The organism is Streptomyces sp. NPDC097129 (assembly GCF_055668065.1).
The window spans coordinates 1,218,534-1,239,537 of record NZ_JBVOQE010000001.1; the positions used below are offsets into that span (position 1 = coordinate 1,218,534).

The 21,004-nt window shown below is 72.7% G+C and carries 18 protein-coding genes and 1 pseudogene; 4 read left to right on the plus strand and 15 right to left on the minus strand.

Annotated features, from left to right (window positions below; translation table 11 throughout):
* The first annotated feature begins 17 nt into the window (after positions 1–17).
* Complete coding sequence (locus AC0B9F_RS05510) at positions 18–266, plus strand: hypothetical protein (RefSeq protein ID WP_471998898.1); 249 nt, start codon at positions 18–20, stop codon at positions 264–266.
* A 2-nt stretch (positions 267–268) separates the two neighbouring features.
* On the opposite strand, the pseudogene AC0B9F_RS05515 reads toward AC0B9F_RS05510, so the two are convergent.
* Both AC0B9F_RS05515 and AC0B9F_RS05520 read right to left on the minus strand, forming a co-directional pair.
* Positions 269–642: pseudogene (locus AC0B9F_RS05515) on the minus strand (hypothetical protein).
* A gap of 473 nt (positions 643–1,115) precedes the next feature.
* A complete protein-coding gene (locus AC0B9F_RS05520) occupies positions 1,116–1,292 on the minus strand; it encodes a hypothetical protein (protein WP_471998899.1) in 177 nt (58 codons plus the stop codon).
* 321 nt (positions 1,293–1,613) lie between these two features.
* Here AC0B9F_RS05520 and AC0B9F_RS05525 point away from each other — a divergent pair, with 321 nt between their 5' ends.
* Positions 1,614–1,895 (plus strand): hypothetical protein, encoded by a 282-nt coding sequence (locus tag AC0B9F_RS05525; RefSeq protein ID WP_471998900.1) that lies wholly within the window; start codon positions 1,614–1,616, stop codon positions 1,893–1,895.
* A gap of 282 nt (positions 1,896–2,177) precedes the next feature.
* Here AC0B9F_RS05525 and AC0B9F_RS05530 read toward each other — a convergent pair whose 3' ends face one another.
* The 7 genes from AC0B9F_RS05530 to AC0B9F_RS05560 form a co-directional block, all read right to left on the minus strand.
* Entirely contained in the window at positions 2,178–2,768 is a 591-nt protein-coding gene (locus tag AC0B9F_RS05530; protein ID WP_471998901.1) for an SUKH-4 family immunity protein, read from the minus strand.
* A 90-nt stretch (positions 2,769–2,858) separates the two neighbouring features.
* Positions 2,859–5,165, minus strand: a complete 2,307-nt coding sequence (locus AC0B9F_RS05535; RefSeq protein WP_471998902.1) for a xanthine dehydrogenase family protein molybdopterin-binding subunit — start codon at positions 5,163–5,165, stop codon at positions 2,859–2,861.
* A complete protein-coding gene (locus AC0B9F_RS05540; protein ID WP_471998903.1) occupies positions 5,162–7,156 on the minus strand; it encodes a 2Fe-2S iron-sulfur cluster-binding protein in 1,995 nt (664 codons plus the stop codon). The genes AC0B9F_RS05535 and AC0B9F_RS05540 overlap by 4 nt, the downstream gene beginning before the upstream one ends.
* Positions 7,153–8,046, minus strand: coding sequence for an FAD binding domain-containing protein (locus AC0B9F_RS05545; protein ID WP_471998904.1), 894 nt, complete (start codon positions 8,044–8,046; stop codon positions 7,153–7,155). Before AC0B9F_RS05545 ends, AC0B9F_RS05540 begins: the two co-directional genes overlap by 4 nt.
* A 262-nt stretch (positions 8,047–8,308) precedes the next feature.
* Entirely contained in the window at positions 8,309–9,952 is a 1,644-nt protein-coding gene (locus tag AC0B9F_RS05550) for a beta-N-acetylhexosaminidase (RefSeq protein ID WP_471998905.1), read from the minus strand.
* Positions 9,953–10,200: 248 nt separating this feature from the next.
* Positions 10,201–10,500 carry a DUF3039 domain-containing protein gene (locus AC0B9F_RS05555; RefSeq protein ID WP_471998906.1) on the minus strand — a complete coding sequence of 100 codons (300 nt, stop codon included), beginning with the start codon at positions 10,498–10,500 and terminating at the stop codon, positions 10,201–10,203.
* A 30-nt stretch (positions 10,501–10,530) separates the two neighbouring features.
* The gene (locus AC0B9F_RS05560; RefSeq protein ID WP_471998907.1) at positions 10,531–11,103 is read right to left on the minus strand and encodes a YqgE/AlgH family protein; all 573 of its coding nucleotides are present in this window, start codon (positions 11,101–11,103) and stop codon (positions 10,531–10,533) included.
* A gap of 250 nt (positions 11,104–11,353) precedes the next feature.
* Here AC0B9F_RS05560 and murA point away from each other — a divergent pair, with 250 nt between their 5' ends.
* Positions 11,354–12,691, plus strand: coding sequence for a UDP-N-acetylglucosamine 1-carboxyvinyltransferase (gene murA / locus AC0B9F_RS05565; RefSeq protein ID WP_471998908.1), 1,338 nt, complete (start codon positions 11,354–11,356; stop codon positions 12,689–12,691).
* 208 nt (positions 12,692–12,899) lie between these two features.
* On the opposite strand, the gene AC0B9F_RS05570 is transcribed toward murA, so the two are convergent.
* From AC0B9F_RS05570 to AC0B9F_RS05595, 6 genes are all read right to left on the minus strand, one after another.
* Positions 12,900–13,181, minus strand: coding sequence for an HU family DNA-binding protein (locus AC0B9F_RS05570; RefSeq protein WP_361622433.1), 282 nt, complete (start codon positions 13,179–13,181; stop codon positions 12,900–12,902).
* A 337-nt stretch (positions 13,182–13,518) separates the two neighbouring features.
* Positions 13,519–14,934: an NAD-dependent malic enzyme gene (locus tag AC0B9F_RS05575; protein ID WP_471998909.1), complete on the minus strand. Its 1,416-nt coding sequence runs from the start codon at positions 14,932–14,934 to the stop codon at positions 13,519–13,521.
* 494 nt (positions 14,935–15,428) lie between these two features.
* The gene (locus AC0B9F_RS05580) at positions 15,429–17,735 is read right to left on the minus strand and encodes a HelD family protein (RefSeq protein WP_471998910.1); all 2,307 of its coding nucleotides are present in this window, start codon (positions 17,733–17,735) and stop codon (positions 15,429–15,431) included.
* Positions 17,736–17,977: 242 nt separating this feature from the next.
* Complete coding sequence (locus AC0B9F_RS05585) at positions 17,978–18,799, minus strand: anti-sigma factor family protein (protein WP_471998911.1); 822 nt, start codon at positions 18,797–18,799, stop codon at positions 17,978–17,980.
* The gene (locus AC0B9F_RS05590; RefSeq protein WP_471998912.1) at positions 18,799–19,374 is read right to left on the minus strand and encodes a sigma-70 family RNA polymerase sigma factor; all 576 of its coding nucleotides are present in this window, start codon (positions 19,372–19,374) and stop codon (positions 18,799–18,801) included. The genes AC0B9F_RS05585 and AC0B9F_RS05590 overlap by 1 nt, the downstream gene beginning before the upstream one ends.
* Before the next feature lie 225 nt (positions 19,375–19,599).
* Complete coding sequence (locus AC0B9F_RS05595; RefSeq protein WP_471998913.1) at positions 19,600–20,259, minus strand: CGNR zinc finger domain-containing protein; 660 nt, start codon at positions 20,257–20,259, stop codon at positions 19,600–19,602.
* Positions 20,260–20,418: 159 nt separating this feature from the next.
* Between AC0B9F_RS05595 and AC0B9F_RS05600 the strand changes: the two genes are divergently transcribed.
* On the plus strand, positions 20,419–20,982 hold the full coding sequence (locus tag AC0B9F_RS05600) for an anthrone oxygenase family protein (RefSeq protein ID WP_471998914.1): 564 nt from the start codon (positions 20,419–20,421) through the stop codon (positions 20,980–20,982).
* Positions 20,983–21,004 lie beyond the last annotated feature (22 nt).

The following is a 21,004-nucleotide window of genomic DNA, read 5'->3' on the forward strand; positions in this document are numbered from 1 at the left end:
AGGGGTAGCTGGTTGGAATGACGGAGCGTCAGCGATCAGGTGATGAGGCAGCGCCGTCGTGGCGCCAGCACCGGGTGACGTGGCGGCTGGCGTTGCTGGTTTACGCACTTGCCGTGACCGGGCTTGTAGCCGTGTTCTGGCATTGGGTGCGGGGCAAGTCGTGGGACGACTCGCTGGCGTTCGCGCTGACGGTGACGCTGACTTCGGTCGGCGGCCAGTGGATAGCCGCGCTCATCCGGCGGAGGGCCGGTCGTAGTGACGGCTGATGTCAGCCGCGGAAGTGGTTGCGCTTGAAGGTGGCCTTGCGGATGTTGACCGTGGTCCCGCCCCGGTGGCCGTTCGTGCTGAACACCTGCGCGGCCACCCAGCCGCCGAAGATGACGGCGGCGAGGATGATGAGCTGCGTGATCAGCGCGGTGAGGGCGCTAATGAAGGCGGTCAGCAGGACCGCCGCACACGGCGAGGAAGCCGACGCCCCCGAGGGCGATGTTCACGGCCGCGCCGCGAGACGGGCGGCTTGGCGGCCACCGGGTCGGGTTTGGCGAGCTCGATGGCGTAGCCGGTGACGACGCGGCTGTCGGGCAGGACGACGCTCGCCAGGCAGAAGGTTGGGCGCCGGCTCACCCTCGACGACATCGGCATGGGCGACGCGGCAGTGTCCTCCGTTGAGCCTGACCTCGGACTTGAGTTCGCGGACAGGCCCGAGGCGACGGCCAAGACCGTCGCGGACCTCTGGCGTGCCGACCTTGCTGAGGCTGAGGTACTGGACAGGGCACAGCCGAACTCGGCCGTCTGGAACACGGCTTCCCTGCGCTGGATCGTCGCCCCGCCGGACGGGGAGCTGACGCGTGCGGGTAACCGCGCGATCGGCACGGTGGACGTGGAGATGATCCGCTCCACTGCCGACGCGTTCAGCATGGTCGATGGCATTCGGCGGTGGCCACGCCCGACGTGCGCTGATCCAGTACCTGCACACGGACGTCCGGCCGATGCTGGAGCGTGTTGGAGGCCGCCCTCTCACGAGACCCGTAAGCGGGTGGCCGCTGTGGTGCTTGCACAGCCTGATCGCCGCTGCTCTTCCTGCACGCCGTCTGAGCGAGCCCCTGCAACCGTTGCTACTGCTGCCGGGCCTCAGTGTTCTCACGGATCGCGGCGGCGACATCGAGCAGGGCGTAGGCGATGGCAGCGAGGCCTTCCCCAATGGCGTCGGTTCGGTACTCGTCGCCGGTCCGGCTCGCCGCCGTGTCTGCCTTGCCCTCCGCGTAGCTCCCGTACACGCTCTGATTCGGCATCCGTGTCCCTCTCCCCGGCTTCTCCAAGGATTCCTGGCTGCCTCCCCCGGCCCGGACTCGGCCAAGCCTCAGATCACGCCAGCTTCGCGCTCGTCACAATGGCACGAGGGGGCGCGTCAGGTGCTAGAAGCGCCTCCGCGTGCAGGCGCCAAGCCCTCACCGCGGCGAGGCTGCGGCGAAGCTTCAGGGGACCCCGCACGCCGCGGGCGATGGGGTCCTCTGAATGACCGCAAAAGGGCCGTTGGTGCCGGCTCCACGGTGTACGTTCAGGCAGGGCGCACCGAGAGCGCCCAGCACGCCGTGAGAGGATCCGAAAGCCAGATGGAATCCGCCACCGCCGCTCAGGAACGGCTGCGCGCACGCCAGCAGGAACTGCACGCCGAACTGGCGCAGGTCCAGCGGCAACTGGAGCAACTGGAGACGATGGTGGTCGCCTCACAGTGGCGGCATGCGCCCAGTGGCCCGAAGGGACGCGGCACCGTCTACCACGCGACGGTGAGCCGGAGTTGCCACCTGACAAACAGGCCGGAAGAGATCACCCTGTATGAGGCCCTGCAGACGGGGCTGGCCCCGTGCCCCAGGTGCAGGCCGAAGAGCTCCTAGCGCAAGGCGCCGTGGGGCCGGCCCTCCTCCGGCAGCGCTGAACGATCGCTGACAAGAGACAAGACGTGGGAGTCCGTCTCAGTTTCCGTCTCGTTCATCGCCGTAGGCGGTCGTTCGGAGCCGTTCACCGCGCCCCTTCGAGCACAGCATCCGTACGGGCCTGAACGCCGCTAAACGTGTCCGGATCACGCCCTGACCAACCAGGACAAACCTGCAAAGCGAGTTACGCGGGTTCGATTCCGCCACGGCCTCCGGCGCCTGACGGCGCTTGATGGCGCCTGATCAGGCGGACGCCGCGGGGCGGCACCCGGTCAGGGCGCCGCCCTTGCGCGTGCCGTTCCGCGGACCGCGGGGGCTCTGGATTCCCCAGGCCACCGGTGCGCCGGCGTGGTCGAGGGTGCCCTGCTCGCGGCGGTGGGCCAGCCACAGCAGGAACGCCAGGCTGGAGACGTCCGCGTTCAGGGGCTGGGCGGCGGTGCCGGGGCCGGGCCAGGACAGGACCGTGCCCGTCGCGCCGTCGACCGTGAGGCTGGTGCCGTCGACGGCCTCGCCGAGGCGTATCAGGCGGGCCGCCCCCGGCGGCAGCACCTCGTGCGCGGCAGTGGCGAGCCGCAGTTCGTGCGCGGCGTACTCCTCCAGCGTGGCCAGCGGCACGTCCATGTCCAGCCGGAACCACGGCGTCTCCTCCGGCAGCCCGGCCTGGCGCAGGAAACGGCGCGTCGGCTCGTGCGTGAGGGCGCGCGGGAAGTCGATCTCCTCGAAGCGGACGACCCGCCCGGTGCCGAACTCCTCGTCCAGCAGCCGCGGCGGCAGATCCAGGGCCAGCCCGGACGCGGTGTCCGGGCCCCTGGCGGTGATGGTGTGCGTGCTCATACTTCCCCCGTGTGCTTCCCCGTGCGGGAGACATTCCTGCCTTCGACCCGCACTCAGAACACTACGCCCCACCACTGACAACGGACCCCGTCAGTGGTTCACCACCGCCGCCTGCGGGCGGATCGGCAGCCGGTTCACCGGGCGGCCCGTCGCGGCCCGGACGGCCGACGCGATCGCCGCCGGAGAGGCCACCACCGGCGCCGCGCTGACCGCCTTCGCGCCGAACGGCGCCACCACGTCCCGTTCCTCCACCAGCTTGACGATCCTGATGTCCGGCGCGTCCAGGGCCGTCGGCAGCGCGTACCCGGTGAGGTCGGGGTGGCGGATCAGACCGCGCGGCGTGCGCAGGTTCTCCGTCAGCGCGATGCCCACGCCCTGCGTGACGCCCGCCTCGATCCGCGCCGCGAGCTGCGCGGGGTTGAGGACCCGGCCCACGTCCTGCGCGACGGCCAGCTCCACCACCCGTACCGAGCCCAGTTCGATGTCGACGTCCACCACCGCGCGGATCGCGCAGAAGGCGAGGCTGACGAAGGCGTCGCCCTGACCCGCCTCGTCCAGCGGCTCGGTGGGGTGCGGGCGGCACTGGGCCGTGGCCCACAGCTCCTTGCCGTCCATCGCCTCCGTCACGGTCGTCGACAGCACGCCGTCGTACGACGTGATCTTGCCGTCGGTGATCTGGAGCAGCTCCGTGGACATGCCGAACTTGTGGGCCAGCGGCTGCAGCAGCTGCGTGCGGACCATCTTCGCCGCGCGCTCCACCGCGCCGCCCGACACCCAGGTGTGCCGGCCGCGGCAGCCCGGGCCCGCCGGGGGCTGGTCGGTGTCGACGGGCGCCACGTGCACCTCGTCGATGCCGAGGGTCTCCTGCACGATCTGCCGGGCCAGCGTGGCGAAGCCCTGCCCGGTCTCCACCGCCGCGCACAGCACGGTGGCGACGCCGTCGTGCACCTTCACGGTCGCCGTGGACACCTCGTCGGCGCCCTCCGCGCCGAGCATGTGCACCACGCCCAGGCCGTAGCCCACCCCGCGCCGCACCGCGCCCGGCTCGCCCGCGCCCTCGGGGCCGCCGGGCAGCAGCCAGTCGTCCTCGGGGGTGTCCTTGGGCAGCGCCGGCAGCGGGAAGTCCCGTACGGCCTGGAGGAGTTCGGCGACGGGCGCCGGGCAGGTCACCGTCTGGCCGGTGGGCAGCACGTCGCCGGTGGCCATGACGTTGCGCAGGCGCAGCTCCGCCGGGTCGACGCCCAGTTTCTTCGCCAGCTTGTCCATCTGCGCCTCGTAGGCGGCGCACACCTGCATGGCGCCCTCGCCGCGCACATGGCCCGACGGCGGGTTGTTGGTGCGCACCGCCCAGCCCTCGATGAACGCGTTCGGCACGACGTAGGGGCCGCAGGCGAAGGCGACGGCCGCGGCGAGCGCCTCCGAGGACGTGTCGGCGTACGCGCCCGCGTCCAGCAGGATCTGCGCCTCGACCTTCACCAGCCTGCCCTCGGCGTCCGCGTGGTGGCGGTAGCGCAGCAGGGTGGGGTGCCGGTGGACGTGACCGAGGAAGGACTCCTCGCGGGTCGCGGTCAGCTTCACCGGGCAGCCGGTTCTCAGCGCCAGCAGCCCGAGCGGGAGCTGGAAGCCCTGGTCCTCGCGGTCGGCGGTCGCGCCGGGGACGCCGGTGACGACGACCTTCACCCGCTCCGGTTCCAGGCCGAAGCAGGCGGCGAGGGCGTCGCGGTCGGTGTGCGGGTCGGTGGAGGCCGTGTACAGCTCCACACCGCCGTCGGGGCGGGGCACGGCGAGACCGGCCTCGGCGCCGATCGGGGCCGGGTCCTGGCGGCCGATGCGGTACAGGCCCTCGACGACGACCTCGCCGACCGCGCCCGGGTCGCCGTGGTGCAGCGGGATGTGCCGGATCAGGTTGCCGTCCGGGTGCAGCGGCTCGGCTTCGAAGGCGTGCTCGGGGTCGGTGACCGGTTCGAGCACCTCGTACTCGACGATGACGGCCGCGGCGGCCATCCGCGCGGTGTCCGGGTGGTCCGCTGCGACGGCCGCGATGGGCTCGCCGTGGTGGCGTACGACGTCCGAGGCGAACACCGGGCGGTCGGCGGCGCCACGGCCGTACACCGGGCTGCCGGGGACGTCCTCGTGCGTGACGACGGCCCGCACGCCGGGCATCTCGCGCGCGTGGCTGGTGTCGATGGACACGATGCGCGCGTGCGGGTGCGGCGAGCGCAGCACGGCCGCCCACAGCAGTCCCTCGGCCCACAGGTCGGCCGCGTAGGGGAAGGTCCCCTCGGTCTTGGCGCGGGCGTCGGCGGGCGGCAGGGAGGCGCCCAGGCCGTGCGGGATCTGCTCGGGGGCGGGTGCCGCCTCCGCGGTGGCGGTCGCGGTGGCCGCTTCGTTGCTCACGCCTGGCCTCCGTCCTCTCCCTGTCCGTACGGCTGCTGGTCGTGCCCGCGCGGGGCGGCGGGGTCCTCGAAGGCGGCCGGGTGCTCGAAGGCGCCGCCGTCGTCGAACACGCTCGCGTGCACGCCGCCCGCGCCGGGGCCCGCCTGGTGCGGGATACGTGCCTCGTCGCCGTCCGTCTCACCGTCGCCGGTGCGCAGTGCCTCCCGCTCGGTGACGACCTCCTGGACGGCCCGCAGGACGCCCTGGTAGCCCGAGCAGCGGCACAGGTTGCCGCACAGCGCCTGGCGGGCCTCCATCTCGGTCGGCGCCGGGTTGCCCTCCAGCAGGTCGTGCACGGTCATCGCCATGCCCGGCACGCAGAAGCCGCACTGCACCGCGCCGCACCGGGCGAGCGCCCGCTGCACGTCCGAGGGCCGGCCCTCCTCGGCGAGGCCCTCCACGGTGCGCACCTCGCTGCCCGCGGCGGTGACGGCGGGCACCAGGCAGGAGGCGACGAGCCGCCCGTCGACCTGTACGTTGCACGCCCCGCACTCGCCCTGCGAGCAGCCGTCCTTGGCCCCGGCGAGTCCGAGCCGCTCGCGCAGCACGTAGAGCAGCGACTCACCGATCCAGGCGTCGCCGACGGGCCGGTCGGCGCCGTTGACGCGCAGGACGTAGGAGGCGAGGGGGTGTTCGTCGTGCGGGGGCGGCGGGGCGTCGTGCGGCGGCCGGTCGGCCTGCGCGAACTCTCCGGGCGCCGACGCGTCGTGCGCGGGCGGCTCGGGCGACTCCGAGGACTCCGGCGACTCCGCGGTGGACGGCTCCCCGGCGCTCTCCGCCGACGCGGCCGCCTCCGGCGACGGCGCGGGCTCCGGCTCGGGCGCCTCTTCGGACTGCGGCTGCGGCGCGGATACGGCGGACGGGGCGGCCTCGGTGTCCACGGCGGCCGGGGCTCCGTGGCCGTCCGGCGTGCCCTGCGTGTCGTCCGCGTCCCGCTGGTCCGGGTGCCCGTCCGGGTGCGTGTCCGGGGCCCCTTGGGCGCCGCGCGGGGACGGCGTGGAGGGCTCGGCCGGGGGCTCCTCGACGGCGGGCTCGGCGCCGGGCGTCCCGGGAGCGGCGGGGGCTTCCGGAGCAGTATCGACCGCGGCCTCGGCGGGCTCGGTCACCGGCGCGTCCTCGGGACCGGCGGCGTACTCGTCCCCGTGGCCGGGGTGCCCGGGGAAGTGGACGGCGTGCGCGGGAGCGACGTACTCGCCGGCGTGCGCGGGAAGCTCGTGCTCACCGGCGTGCCCGGCACCCGCGTGCTCACCGGGGTGCGCCGCACCCGCGTGCTCACCAGGATGCCCGGCACCCGCGTGCTGCTCCCCCTCCGCACCGGGCCCCGCGGGGGGCGGCGTGTCCCACGGCTGCCCCGGCGCCCCGGTCGCCCAGGGGGCGGCCGCTCCGCCGGGCAGCGTGGCCGGGGGTGTGCCGCCCCACTGCTCGACGAGCGCCGACGTCGCGTACTCGCCGGACTCGTCCGGCAGATCGCCCCCGGCGACCGGGATGGACCACTGACCGGTGACGTCGTGACCGGGAGCGGGCGCGGGCGCGGACTCCGGTTCGGCGGGGGCGGGGGCGGCGCCGTAGGCGTCCGGGTCCGCGTCCGAGTGCTCCGCGAAGTGCCACTGCCCGGTCGCTCCGGACTGGTAGGTGAACCGGTCGTCCACGCCCGCCTGCGGCGGCTCGCCCGCCGCGGGCGCGCCCCACTGCACGCCGTCCACGGGCATGCTCCACGCGCCCGTGGCGGCCGGGTCGGTACCGGCGGTGGTGGCGGGGGCGACCGTTATCTGCGGCGGCACGAAGCCGTGTCCGGGCGCGGCGAGCGGGCTGTCACCGGACAGCAGCGCGTCGATGCCGCCCTCGGGGAGCTTGACGAAGGCCGTCGCGCCGTCGTCGTAGTCGCCCTGCGGCAGCGGGTCCCAGCGGCCGCCGCCCTGCGGGGCGCCTTCCGCGTGCTGGTCGTCGGTCACGACAACGCCCTCCCCAGTGCTCGTCGGGCCAGCGCGGCGACGGTGCGCCGCAGGTGCTGTACGGCGGGTGGCAGCTGCGGCACGGAGCCGTCCTCGGCCGGGGCCGGGTCGGGGATGCAGGCCGCGGCGACGTACTCGCCGAAGGCGTGCAGGGCCTCGGGGACGATCGCGCGGTTGTTGTCCCAGTCGATGAGCTGGGCGACCCAGTGCTCGGCCTCCAGGGGCCGCAGCGGCATCGGTGCGATGGCGCCGACCGCGCAGCGCACGCCCCGGCGCGCGGGGTCGAGGACCAGCGCGACGGAGGCGACGGCCCGCCCGGGGCCGGTGCGGCCGGTGGCTTTGAGGAAGACCTGCGGGGCGTGCAGCAGCGGCACGCGCACGTAGCCGATGAGTTCGCCGCCGCGCAGCATGTCCATCCCGGCCAGCAGGTGCGACACCGGGATCTCGCGGCGGGCGCCGCCCGGTCCGGCGACGATCAGGGTCGCCTCCAGCGCGGCCAGCACGGGCAGCGCGTCACCGGTCGGGGCGGCGGAGGCGATGTTGCCGCCGAGCGTGCCGGCGTTGCGGATGTGCGGCGGGCCGGCGGCGCGGGCGGCGGCGGCGAGCGCCGGAATGAGCGCGGCGAAGTCGGGGCGGCCCATGCGCGCGTGCGTGAGGCCCGCGCCGAGCAGCGCGTGACCGTCCAGGTACTGCCAGCCGCGGATCTCGCTGATCCGGCCCAGGCCGACCAGCCCGGTGGGCCTGAGCTGCCCGGAGTTGACGGCGGCCATCAGGTCGGTACCGCCCGCGACCGGGACGGCGGCGGGCATGTCGGTCAGGGCCTGAACGGCCTCGTTCAGCGTCGTGGGCAGCGTGACGGGCTGCGCCGCCTGCGGTGCGTGCGTGGTCAAAACCGGCTGCCCCTTCCCGCTGCCCCACCTGGTCCCGCCTGTTGCGCCGTACGGTACGTGCTGACAGGGCGGACGTGGCAACTCTGGCACATCTTCCGGGCAGCTGAGGACGCGGGTCCGGTAGGAGGCGTTCGCCCACCTCACCGGCCAGTTGGTCCGTTTTCGCACGGCTTCACCGAAGGGCGCGAATTGGCACTCTTCGGTGACCCTGATGCGATTGTGCCATTACCCGTTCGACCGCCGCGGGGGCTGTGGACAACCTCTACCGGATCGGGGGCGGCCCGTCGACCGGCCGGCCCAGGACGCCCGGCCGCCGCTGCCAGGGCCTGGGGCCCTCGGGCGGGCGGTAGGCCACGCCGAGGGCGTCAAGTCGCCGGTAGTGGGCGGTCATCCGGCGTTCGAAGCCCGCGTAGTCCCGGGCAGCGGGGGCCGGCAGATCGCTCCAGGCCACCTCGGCGAAGGCGGCGAGCCGCGGGAACAGCTGGTAGTCCACGCGCTGCTGGTCCTCCGTCACCTCCGACCACAGGTTGGCCTGTGTGCCCAGCACGTGCCGGGCTGCGTCCCCGGTGAGCTGCTCCGGCACGGGTTCAAAGCGGTAGACGTCCTCCAGGGTGCGCACGAAGCCGATGGGCACCGGCTCGTCCTCGCCCGCGGCCTGACGGTGGTCCAGGTAGACGTACTGCTCCGGGCACATGACGACGTCGTGGCCCGCGCGGGCGGCGGCGATCCCGCCCCCGTAGCCGCGCCAGGAGGACACGGCCGCCCCCGGCGCGAGGCCGCCCTCGAGGATGCCGCCCTCGAGGATCTCGTCCCAGCCGATGAGGCGCCGCCCGCGCGCGGCCAGCCACCGCCCGAAGTGGGCGATGAACCACGCCTGGAGCTCGTCCTCGCCGGCCAGCCCCAGCTCCTTGATGCGGGCCTGCGCGGTGGCCGAGCGCCGCCACTGGTCCTTGGGGCACTCATCGCCGCCGACGTGGACGAAGACGGACGGGAAGAGCTCCAGCACCTCCTCGAACACGCCTTCGTAGAAGCGCAGGGTGTTGTCAGTGGGGGCGAGTACGTTGGGATTGACCCCCCAGGTGTCCCAGACGGAGAGGGCGGTGGTGTCGATGACGTCGGTGTTGCCCAGTTCCGGGTACGCGGCGAGGGCGGCCTGCGCATGGCCGGGCACGTCGATCTCCGGGACGACGGTGATATGCCGCTCGGCGGCGTAGGCGACGATCTCGCGGATGTCGTCCTGGGTGTAGTAGCCGCCGTGGGGCCGCTCGTCCCACAGCGGTGAGGCGCGGTGGCCGCGTTTCGTGCGGGCACGCCAGGCGCCGGTCTCCGTCAGCTTCGGGTGGCGCCTGATCTCGATGCGCCAGCCCTGGTCGTCGGTCAGGTGCAGGTGCAGGACGTTGAGTTTGTGCGCCGCCATCACATCCAGCCGGCTCAGGACGCCGTCCTTGGGCAGGAAGTGCCGGGCGACGTCCAGCAGGAGGCCGCGCCAGCCGAAGCGGGGTGCGTCCTCGACGATCACGCCGGGCAGGGTCCAGGTCCGGCCGGGGGTGACGGGGGCGCGCCGGAAGGCCTCGGGCCCGAGCAGCTGGCGCAGCGTCTGCGTACCCCAGAAGACCCCGGCCGGACCGCCGCCGGTCAGTCTCACGCCGGAGTCGTCGACGGTCAGCCGGTAGCCCTCGGGTCCGAGTGTCCCGGCGTCCTCGACGGCCAGCCGGATCGCGGCGCCCTCGCGCCCCTGGCCGGGCGGCAGCGCGAACCCGGTCACAGCGCCGAGCGCGGCGCGCAGCCCGCGCGCGGTGGCCTCGGTGCCGGGCCCGGCCGCAAGGACGGTGTCCTCGTCGAGCGTGAAGCCGGCGGGGAGCGTCCGCACGGTCCGCGGCGCCGGAATCAGTTCCGCAGCACTCATCTCGGTTTCCCCCACGGTTGCGCGCGGCCCGCCGCCGCGGGAAGCCGGCGCACAGGACGCACGGGGCACGGCCCGGCGTTCACCGGCCGGCCCTCGGTACGGCACAGCAGGGAAGGCTAGGGAGCGCGCGAGCACGACCACAAGAGGTCTGCACCACTCACACCGAACGCACGGAGGCCCCGACGGCGCGCCGCAGCGCACCAGGGGGCCTCACCACACGCCGGGCAGCGGTCCGGCGGACCGGCACGCTACTTCTTGCCGCCGCCCTTGCCGCCCTTGCCGCCCTCGTCGCCGCCGCCGGCGCCCATGGATTCGTAGATCTCCTTGCACATGGGACACACGGGGTACTTCTTCGGGTCGCGGCCCGGCACCCAGACCTTGCCGCACAGCGCCACGACGGGCGTCCCGTCGAGGGCGCTCGCCATGATCTTGTCCTTCTGGACGTAGTGGGCGAAGCGCTCGTGGTCACCGTCACCGTGGGAGGTCTGCGGCGTCGGCTCAACGAGGGTCCCCGTACCAGTCCCGCGCTCGGGCTCGAGAGTGCTCATAACCGCCAAGGGTACTGAAGGTCACACGGTTCAGTTGAGCGACGGGTCGTCCGGATACGTCGCCACCATCGCCAGTTCGTTGCGCTGGCGGCGCAGGACCTCGCGCCACAGTCTTTCGGGGGACGGGGAGGAGACGTCGCCGGGTTCGGACTCGACGACGTACCAGGCGCCCTCGACCAGTTCGTCCTCCAGCTGGCCGGGTCCCCAGCCGGCGTATCCGGCGAAGATCCGCAGGGAGCCGAGGGCCGCGGCGAGGAGCTCGGGCGGGGCCTCCAAGTCGACCAGGCCGATCGCGCCGTGCACCCGGCGCCAGCCGAGCGGGGTGCCGTTCACCTCCGGGTCGCCCGGGACGACGGCGACGCCGAGGGCCGAGTCCAGCGAGACCGGGCCGCCCTGGAAGACGACGCCGGGCTCGCCGGTGAGGTCCGCCCAGCCCTCCAGGATGTCGCCCACGCCGACCGGCGTGGGGCGGTTGAGGACGACGCCGAGCGAGCCCTCCTCGTCGTGGTCGAGGAGGAGCACCACCGCGCGGTCGAAGTTCGGGTCCGCCAGGGCGGGCGTGGCCACGAGCAGCCGCCCTGTGAGCGAGGACACCTCGGTCATGCCAGACATGATCCCGCATCTTGCCGGGCTGTGGGGAGGCAATCGGGGTAGGCGGGTGAAGCCAGGTCACGGCTCACCGGCGCGCCGCGGGCGCACAGGTCGCGGCGGTGACGGCATGTGCCCGGAGCTCAACGGTTCGTGTTGTGACACAGCCATGACGTTCCCGGGTGGTCCGCGGGCTTACTTCAGGGGGGTCCGTGGCGATTACTCTGTCTCTCTCCCCTGCCCGACTCATCGGAACGCGAGATACATGACCGTCAACGACGATGTCCTGCTTGTCCACGGCGGAACTCCGCTGGAGGGCGAGATCCGTGTCCGCGGCGCGAAGAACCTCGTGCCGAAGGCCATGGTGGCCGCCCTGCTGGGCAGTGAGCCGAGCCGACTGCGCAATGTTCCGGACATCCGTGACGTGCGGGTCGTACGCGGCCTGCTGCAGCTGCACGGGGTGACGGTCCGTCCGGGTGAGGAGCCGGGTGAGCTGGTGCTCGACCCGACCCGGGTGGAGAGCGCCAACGTCGCTGACATCGATGCCCACGCGGGCTCCAGCCGTATCCCCATCCTGTTCTGCGGTCCGCTGCTGCACCGCATCGGGCACGCCTTCATCCCGGGCCTCGGCGGCTGTGACATCGGCGGCCGGCCCATCGACTTCCACTTCGACGTGCTGCGGCAGTTCGGCGCGGTCATCGAGAAGCGGGCGGACGGCCAGTACCTGGAGGCGCCGCAGCGGCTGCGCGGCACGAAGATCCGGCTGCCGTACCCGTCCGTCGGCACGACCGAGCAGGTGCTGCTGACGGCGGTGCTCGCCGAAGGCACGACGGAGCTGTCCAACGCGGCGGTGGAGCCCGAGATCGAGGACCTGATCTGCGTCCTGCAGAAAATGGGCGCGATCATCGCGATGGACACCGACCGCACGATCCGCATCACGGGTGTGGACAAGCTCGGCGGCTACACCCACCGCGCCCTGCCGGACCGGCTGGAGGCGGCGTCCTGGGCGTCGGCGGCGCTGGCGACCGAGGGCGACATCTACGTCCGGGGCGCGCAGCAGCGCTCGATGATGACGTTCCTGAACACCTACCGGAAGGTGGGCGGTGCCTTCACGATCGAGGACGAGGGCATCCGTTTCTGGCACCCCGGCGGGCAGCTGAAGTCGATCGCGCTGGAGACGGACGTCCACCCCGGCTTCCAGACCGACTGGCAGCAGCCGCTGGTGGTGGCGCTGACGCAGGCCACGGGGCTGTCCATCATCCACGAGACGGTGTACGAGTCCCGGCTCGGCTTCACCTCGGCGCTGAACCAAATGGGCGCGCACATCCAGCTGTACCGCGAGTGCCTGGGCAGCTCGGACTGCCGCTTCGGCCAGCGCAACTTCCTGCACTCCGCGGTCGTGTCGGGCCCGACCCGGCTGCAGGGTGCCGACCTGGTCATCCCCGACCTGCGCGGCGGCTTCTCCTACCTCATCGCGGCCCTCGCCGCCCAGGGCACGTCCCGCGTGCACGGCATCGACCTGATCAACCGCGGCTACGAGAACTTCATGGAGAAGCTCGTGGAACTGGGCGCGAAGGTGGAGCTGCCGGGTCAGGCACTGTAACGGCGTACGGGCCCCTGAGGGGCCCGTGACGCGCATACGGCGATGGGGCGGCCCCCCGGTCAGGGGGACCGCCCCATCGGGCGTTCAGAGCGCCCCAGGAGGGGCGCGGGGCTGCGTCTCGTACACGGCTGCGCCGCATACGGTCCGCAGTCGCCCATGGCGCTATGGGGCCCTGGCGCCTTGAGCCACGGCCCTCACAGCGGAGCGATTACTTACCCTTGGCCGCTTCCTTGAGCTTGGAGCCCGCGGAGACCTTCACGCTGAAGCCGGCCGGGATCTGGATCGGCTCACCGGTCTGCGGGTTGCGGGCGGTGCGAGCGGCACGGTGGGTGCGCTCGAAGGTCAGGAAGCCGGGGATGGTGACCTTCTCGTCGCCCTTGGCGACGACATCGCCGACGACGTCGGCGAACGCGGCCAGCACGGCGTCGGCGTCCTTGCGGGTCACCTCGGCGCGGTCGGCCAGCGCGGCCACCAGCTCACTGCGGTTCATGTTGTTACTCCCGTGTTCTTCTTGCCGTTGGGGCGTGCCATGCGGCGACAGCCGATATCGGACACAGCGAAGCCGTTGCTGCCAGGGTCGTCGGACGGTCCCGGTCCTGGTCCCGTCCTCGGACGCGAGCGCCCAGAGAGGCATCCTGCCCCTACCTGCGGCGGGAAAGCCAATCCGGCACCCGTAGGAGTCGTGAGAACACTCTTGGGAGTCACACGAAAGCGCCACCGTCCCGGCGGTCACCTTTGTCACTGGCCGGCCGCCCACCCTAGCGGGCGGCCGCAGGCCCTTGGTTCCACGACGCGCCGGGGGCGGCCGTGGGAAGTCTCACAAGCGGTTACGCGGTCGCTCCGGCCGCCTTGGCCGCGTCCCGGACCGCCCCCGCCACCGCGCCGGCGACCTTGTCGTTGAAGACGGACGGGATGATGTAGTTCGGGTTCAGCTCGTCCTCGGTCACCACGTCCGCCAGCGCCTTCGCGGCGGCCAGCATCATGTCCGTGTTGACGGTGCGGGACTGGGCGTCCAGCAGGCCGCGGAAGACACCCGGGAAGACCAGCACGTTGTTGATCTGGTTCGGGAAGTCGGAGCGGCCGGTGGCCACGACCGCCGCCGTCTGGCGGGCGATCGCCGGGTCGACCTCGGGGTCGGGGTTGGCGAGCGCGAAGACGATGGCGCCGTCGGCCATGGCGGCCACGTCGTCGCCGTCGAGGACGTTGGGCGCGGAGACGCCGATGAAGACGTCGGCGCCGCGCACGGCCTCCTTGAGGGTGCCGGTGAGGTTCTCCGGGTTGGTGTTGTCGGCGATCCAGCGCAGCGCGGAGCCGGCGGGCGCGTCGACCAGGTCCTCACGGCCGGCGTGCACGACGCCGTGGATGTCGGCGACGACGGCGTTCTTGACGCCGGCGGCCAGCAGGAGTTTGAGGATGGCGGTACCGGCCGCGCCGGCGCCGGACATCACGACCCGGACGTCCCCGACGCCCTTGCCGACCACGCGCAGGGCGTTGGTGAGAGCGGCCAGGACAACGATGGCAGTGCCGTGCTGGTCGTCGTGGAAGACGGGGATGTCGAGGGCCTCGCGCAGGCGGGCCTCGATCTCGAAGCAGCGCGGCGCGGAGATGTCCTCGAGGTTGATGCCGGCGAAGCCGGGGGCGATGGCCTTGACGATCTCGACGATGGCGTCGGTGTCCTGGGTGTCCAGGCAGATCGGCCAGGCGTCGATCCCGGCGAACCGCTTGAACAGCGCCGCCTTGCCCTCCATCACCGGCAGCGCGGCCTTCGGGCCGATGTTGCCCAGGCCCAGCACGGCGGAGCCGTCCGTCACGACGGCGACGGAGTTGCGCTTGATGGTGAGGCGGCGGGCGTCCTCGGGGTTCTCGGCGATGGCCATGCAGACCCGCGCCACGCCCGGCGTGTAGATCATCGAGAGGTCGTCGCGGTTGCGGATGGGGTGCTTGGACGCCATCTCGATCTTGCCGCCGAGGTGCATCAGGAACGTACGGTCGGAGACCTTGCCCAGCGTGACGCCCTCGATGGCGCGCAGCTTGCCGACGATCTCCTCGCCGTGGGCCGTGGAAGTGGCCGCGATCGTGACGTCGATCCGGAGCTTCTCGTGCCCGGACGCGGTGACGTCGAGGCCGGTCACCGAGCCTCCGGAGGACTCCACGACGGTGGTGAGCTGCGAGACGGCGGTTCCGCTCGCGGGCACCTCCAGCCGGATCGTCATCGAGTAGGAGACGCTGGGCGCCGTTGCCATGGCCGACTTCCTCTGCTTTCACCGTTTCGCTGAGTTGTGCCGTCCGATCGTCGCACCTACCCCTGAGTACGTGGTAGTCGCCCCGAATTGCGGACGTTTTGTTCACGGGCGGAGAGTGCGTTTTCGGAAAACAACTTCCGCCATGCGAGAGAGTACGCCAAGCGATCAGACAAATAAAGAGACCCACGTCACTGGGTGACGTGGGTCTCCTCAACGCTCATGACACCGGCCCGCCATGCTCGCCTCGCGGCAAGTGGTCCCTCTGAGGGACAAAGGTTGGGCCCGGGGGCTTGGATCGAGCCGGTGCCACACCCAGGCTAACAAACGGATCGCGGAAGACCATTCCCCCCGCAAGAAACGCGCCGCCGACACGACGCCCCGCACCCGGGCCCCGGCTCAGAAGCCGGCCATAGGCTTAAGGGGCGCGGGGAACTGCGCGACCAGCCACCACGCACCCGCAGACGACCACGCACCCAGCGCCGCAGGCACCCGCGTCAGTCCCGCAGCAGATCCGGCACCCCCACCCCGTCAGGATCGTCCCGCTCCGCCGAAACCACCGTCAACTGCTGCGTCGCCCGGGTCAGCGCGACGTACAGCACCCGCAACCCCGCAGGGCTCTCGTCGGCGATCTCCGCCGGCGAGACGACGACCGTCGCGTCGTACTCCAGGCCCTTCGCCTCCAGGCTGCCGAGCGCCACGGCCCGGTCACCGAGCCCGGCCAGCCAGCGCCGGGCCTCCTCGCGGCGCTGCATCGCGACGACGACGCCGACCGTGCCGTCGACCGCCCCCAGCAGCCGCTCGGCCTCCGCCCGCACGGTCTTCTCCAGCGAGTCCTCCACGACGGCGAAGCGCGGCTGTACGCCGGTGGAGCGCACCGCCGACGGTGCCGTGGAGCCCGGCATGGCCAGCGCCAGCACCTTCGCGGCCAGCTCGGCGATCTCCGCCGGATTGCGGTAGTTCACGGTGAGCTCGAAGCGCCGGCGCGGACGGGTGCCGAGGGCCTCGTCGCGGGCGCCGGCGGCCTCGTCGACGTCGGACCAGGAGGACTGGGCGGGGTCGCCGACGACCGTCCAGGTGGCGTGCCGGCCGCGGCGGCCGACCATGCGCCACTGCATCGGCGTGAGGTCCTGCGCCTCGTCGACGATCACGTGGGCGTACTCGACGCGCTCGGCGGCCAGCCGCTCGGCGCGCTCGCGCTGCGACTCCTCCCGCACCGGCATCAGCTCCTCCAGACCGGTGAGGTGGTCCAGCGGGTCGAGCTCGCGCTTCTTCTTCGGGCGGACCGGGGCGCCGAGGATGGCCTGCAGCTCGTCCAGCAGCGCGATGTCGTGCACGGAGTATCCGTCGCGTCTGAGCGAGCGGGCGACCTTGCGGACCTCGCCCGGATTGAGGACGCGGCGCGCCCAGCGCCCGAGCCGCTTCTCGTCGGCCATCGCCGCGAGGACGCCCCGCGGGGTCAGCTCGGGCCACCAGGCGTCCAGGAACTCCAGGAAGGAGTCCTCGGTGCTGACGTCGTCGTCGAAGGAGGACCGCAGCTCGGCGGCCAGCTCCGGGTCGGTGTGCCGGCCGGCGGCGCCCGACTGCTCCCACAGGGCGTCCAGCAGCAGCTTGCGGGCGCGCGGACGCAGCAGGTTCACCGGGGCCGTACCGCCGAGGGCGTTGCGGCGGATCGCGCCCAGCTGCCCGGCCTCCAGCTCCAGGCGCCGGCCGAAGGCGACGACCCGCAGCCGAACCGGGGCGTCGGGCCCCTCCAGCGCGCCCCGGGCGGCCTTGCGCAGCACCTTCAGCATGCGGCTGGAGCCCTTGGCGCGGGCGGTGGCCGGGGAGTCGTACACGGTGGCCTCGGCGCCGTCGACGAGGGAGCCGATCGCGCGGATGGCGACCTGGCCCTCCTCACCCAGGGAGGGCAGTACGCCCTCGGTGTAGGCGACGAGCAGCGGGGTGGGCGAGACGATCAGGATGCCGCCGGCGTAGCGGCGCCGGTCCTGGTAGAGCAGGTAGGCGGCGCGGTGCAGCGCGACCGCCGTCTTCCCGGTGCCGGGCCCGCCCTCGACGTACGTCACGGACGCGGCGGGCGCCCGGATCACCAGGTCCTGCTCGGCCTGGATGGAGGCGACGATGTCCCGCATGCTGTGGGTGCGGGCCTGCCCCAGCGCGGCCATCAGGGCGCCGTCCCCGATGACGGGCAGCTCACGCCCGTCGAGGAACGCCGTCAGCTCCGGGCGCATGAGGTCGTCCTCGACGCCGAGGACACGGCGGCCCTTGGAACGGATGACCCGGCGCCGTACGACCCGCCCCGGGTCGACCGGCGTGGACCGGTAGAACGGCGCGGCGGCGGGCGCCCTCCAGTCGATGACCAGCGGCGCGTAGTCCTGGTCGAGGACGCCGATCCGGCCGATGTGCAGGGTCTCGGCGATGTCGGCGGTGTTGTCGGCCCGCACGGCGCCCTCGGCGGGCTCGACGGCGGTGTACGCGCCGTCGGGCCCCTTCTTGCCGTCCTTGCCGGGCAGCAGGTCGATACGGCCGAAGAGGAAGTCCTCGAACTCGTTGTTCAGCCGGTTGAGGTGCAGGCCGGCCCGGAAGACCTGCGCGTCCCGCTCGGCGAGCGCGCCGGGGGTGCCGACCTGGCCGCGCCGGGCCGCGTCGTTCATGAGGAACTCGGCCTCGTGGATCTTCTCCTCGAGCCGCCGGTACACCCGGTCGAGGTGTTCCTGTTCGACGTTGATCTCCCGGTCCCGAACCGAGTCGTGAACCGGGTCGTGAACCGGTTCGACGGCGGATTGCTGTGCCTGAGCGGCCACCGGGCCCCCTTCTGACGTGCTGGGCAGCCGTCAACCGTACGCGAAGGAGACCCCACCAGGCGAGAGGAGCGACGGAGCCACCCGGTGCCGGGTCAGGAGGCCGACGCGAGGAGCGCGGGGCTGTGCCGATATGCGGCGACCGCCGCGTGGGCGCGCTCAGCCCCCGGCGACCCGCATCCGCATCCTCATCCGCATCCGCGAAACGGCAGGAGCCCCCGCCCCGAAGGGCCCCCGCCGGAGGCTCACGCCTTGATCTGCACCAGCTTCTGCCCCTCGAACGTCATCACGTCGAAGTGATCGATCTCGTTCGGCTTGAACGCCGCCCCGCCCCCGATGTACAGCGGGTTCTTCGCCTCCTCCGTCTTCGCGTTCGGGACGCCGTACCCCCACCCCGGCACCGACCACGACGACACCGTCTCGCGCTCGCCGTTCTTGCCGACGGCGATCAGGCTGCACTTCAGCGGCCCCTTGACGTTCTTAAGCTCCAGGACGGCCTGTGTGCCCCAGTCCTTCTGCGCCATGCCGACGGTCCCGGTGACGTCGGTCGCCGGGTCGTGCCCGGTGACCTTGTCGCCCATCGTCGAGAACAGCGTCTTCGCGGGGCTCGTCGGCGTGGCCTGCGTCGTACCCCCGGAGTCCGAGCCGGTCGTGGCGACGGCGACCAGCGGACCTCCGACGATCAGCGCGGCGGCCGCGGCCACCATGTAGAAGCCGCGGCGGCGCTTGGCGGCCCGCCGTTCGGCGATCTCGTCGACGAGCTTCTCCGCCAGCCGCGGGCTGGGCCGGGCCGACAGCGACTCGCCGATCGCGGGCGTGCCGGCGCCGGGCAGGTCGGCGAGCGCGGACAGCATCGGTTCCATGCCGGCGAGTTCGTCGAGCTGCTGGGCGCACCATTCGCAGGTGGCGAGGTGGGCTTCGAAAGCGGTTGCTTCGCCGTCGTCGAGAATCCCCAGGGCGTAGGCGCCGACGGTCTCGTGCTCGTTCGGGCCCGCTGATCCCTGCATGGGTCCAGTGTTACCCGGGCCCTCCATGCCGAATCCTCGCATGTCCCCGTATCCGCTCATCACGCCGTCACCCCCCGCTCCTCCAGGGCCAGCTTCATGGACCGCAGGGCGTAGAAAACCCTTGAGCGGACGGTGCCGCTGGGTATGCCCAGCGTCTCGGCCGCCTCGTTGACGGTACGCCCTTTGAAGTACGTCTCCACGAGCACCTCCCGGTGGGCCGGGGTCAGGTCGTCGAGCGCGTCCGACAGCGTCATCAGCCACAGCGCTTTGTCGATCTCGTCCTCCGCGGGGATGACCTCCAGCGGCGACGGATCGACCTCCTGCGGCCGGGCCTGCCGGCTGCGGTGGCCGTCGATGACGATGCGGCGCGCGACCGTCACCAGCCAGGGGCGTACCGAACCGGTCGCTCGATTGAGCTGGCCGGCGTTCTTCCAGGCACGGATGAGCGTCTCCTGCACGACGTCCTCGGCGCGCTGCCGGTCTCCGGCGACCAGGCGCAGCACGTAGGCGAGCAGGGGTCCGGCGTGCTCGCGGTACAGGGCACGCACCAGCTCCTCGTCGGGTTCCGAGGACTGGGAAGCGCGATGTCGGGCCCTCGATCCACGTTCATTGGCCACGACGGAATCCTTGCGCACGCCCACCTCCGGTGTCCGGGGCTTCCCCCCAGTCGGTCGCTCGTCCACGGGTACGGAGACGGGGCGTCGGATGTTCAAAGCGGAGGGACGGATTTCTGGGGTCGGGGTGACGAGGACGGACATGCACGCACATTCCCGCTCCGCCTTCTTTACATTTCCCCCACCACGGGCAAGGTCGCCACTCGTTTCCCTACGGGACCGTAGGTACACCGGATGTAACCGGAATCACGTCGACGCCCCGCGCGCGGACGGCGACGCACTCCGGGCGGACGGCGCGAAACGGGCCGGGGAGCCGGGCTGCCGGGAGGCGAGCCGGCGGCGGTGCCGGGCCACCCGCTCGCGGTTGCCGCAGACCTCGCTGGAGCACCAGCGGCGCCGGCGGCCGCGGGAGGTGTCGAGGTAGACGATCGGGCAGTTGTCGCCCTCGCACTGGCGCAGCGCCGCCCGGGCGACGGGGTCGGTGAGCAGTTCCACGGCGTCCCGGGCGACCGCGGCCAGCAGCGCGGCGCACTCCGGGGCGCCCGCCAACTCCCGCACGAGTGCGCCGTCCTGAGCGCGTACGGCCCGTGGGGCGGGCGGCGGGGTGCGGGCGGCGGCGTTGACCCGGGCGAGGGCGAGGTCGTACGGCAGGGGGCCGGGGGTGAGCCAGCCGCGCACCAACTGCCCCACGTCCTGACGCAGTTCACGGAAGCCGCGCAGCCAGCCGGCGTCGGCGTGGGCCAGCGCGGTGCCGGGCGGGACGAGGCCCGAGCCGGCGATCCAGGCGCGCAGCACCACGACGGAGTCGAGCCGTTCGACGGGGTGCGTCGTGGCGAGCAGGTCGAGACAGACCCGCCCGGCGTCGAAACGCAGTTCGTCCGGTGCCGTGGCCGTACCGAGTGCCATGTCCCTGTCACCGCCTAGGGTCGCCCCGCGGAATCGCTCCCTTCCACAGTGCCTTCCCGCCGGCGCGCCGGGTACCCCTCGGGCCGCGTGGACGCCCGCGCATGCCGCCGCGCGCCTCGGCCATGTCCCGCGCCGGCGCCCGCGGGTTGACTTCAGGACATGGCTGATACGACGCACGACAGGCCGCGGCCGAGGGCCGCCGGGGCGGTACTGGCCGCGGCCGCGGTCACCTCGGGACTGCTCGCCGGGGTCTTCCTCATCTTCGCCTGCGCGGTGATGCCCGCGCTGGCGCGCAGCGACGACCGGGTCTACGTGGAGGTGATGCGGAACATCAACGACGTCATCCAGAACCCGCTGTTCATGCTGGTCTTCCTGGGCGCTCCGGCGCTGACGGCGCTGGCCGCGTGGCAGTCGCGGACGGCCTTGGGCCCCGGTTCCGGCCGTGGCTGGGTGTGGGCGGCGCTGGCCGCGTCCGTCCTCGCGTTCGCGGTGACGGTCGTCGTGAACGTCCCCCTGAACGACGCGCTGGCCCGTCCCGGTGATCCGGCGGCGCTGCGCGCGCACTTCGAGGACCCGTGGCTGGCGTGGAACGTGGTCCGCACGGTGCTCACCACACTGGCGACGGTGTTCCTGACCGCCGCGCTCCCGCACGGCCGCCGCCGGCGCCCCGCACCACCGTCCACGGCCACCGACGGCGTCACCCGCCACCCGGCCCTGCTGTGACCACGCGGGACGCATGATTGGG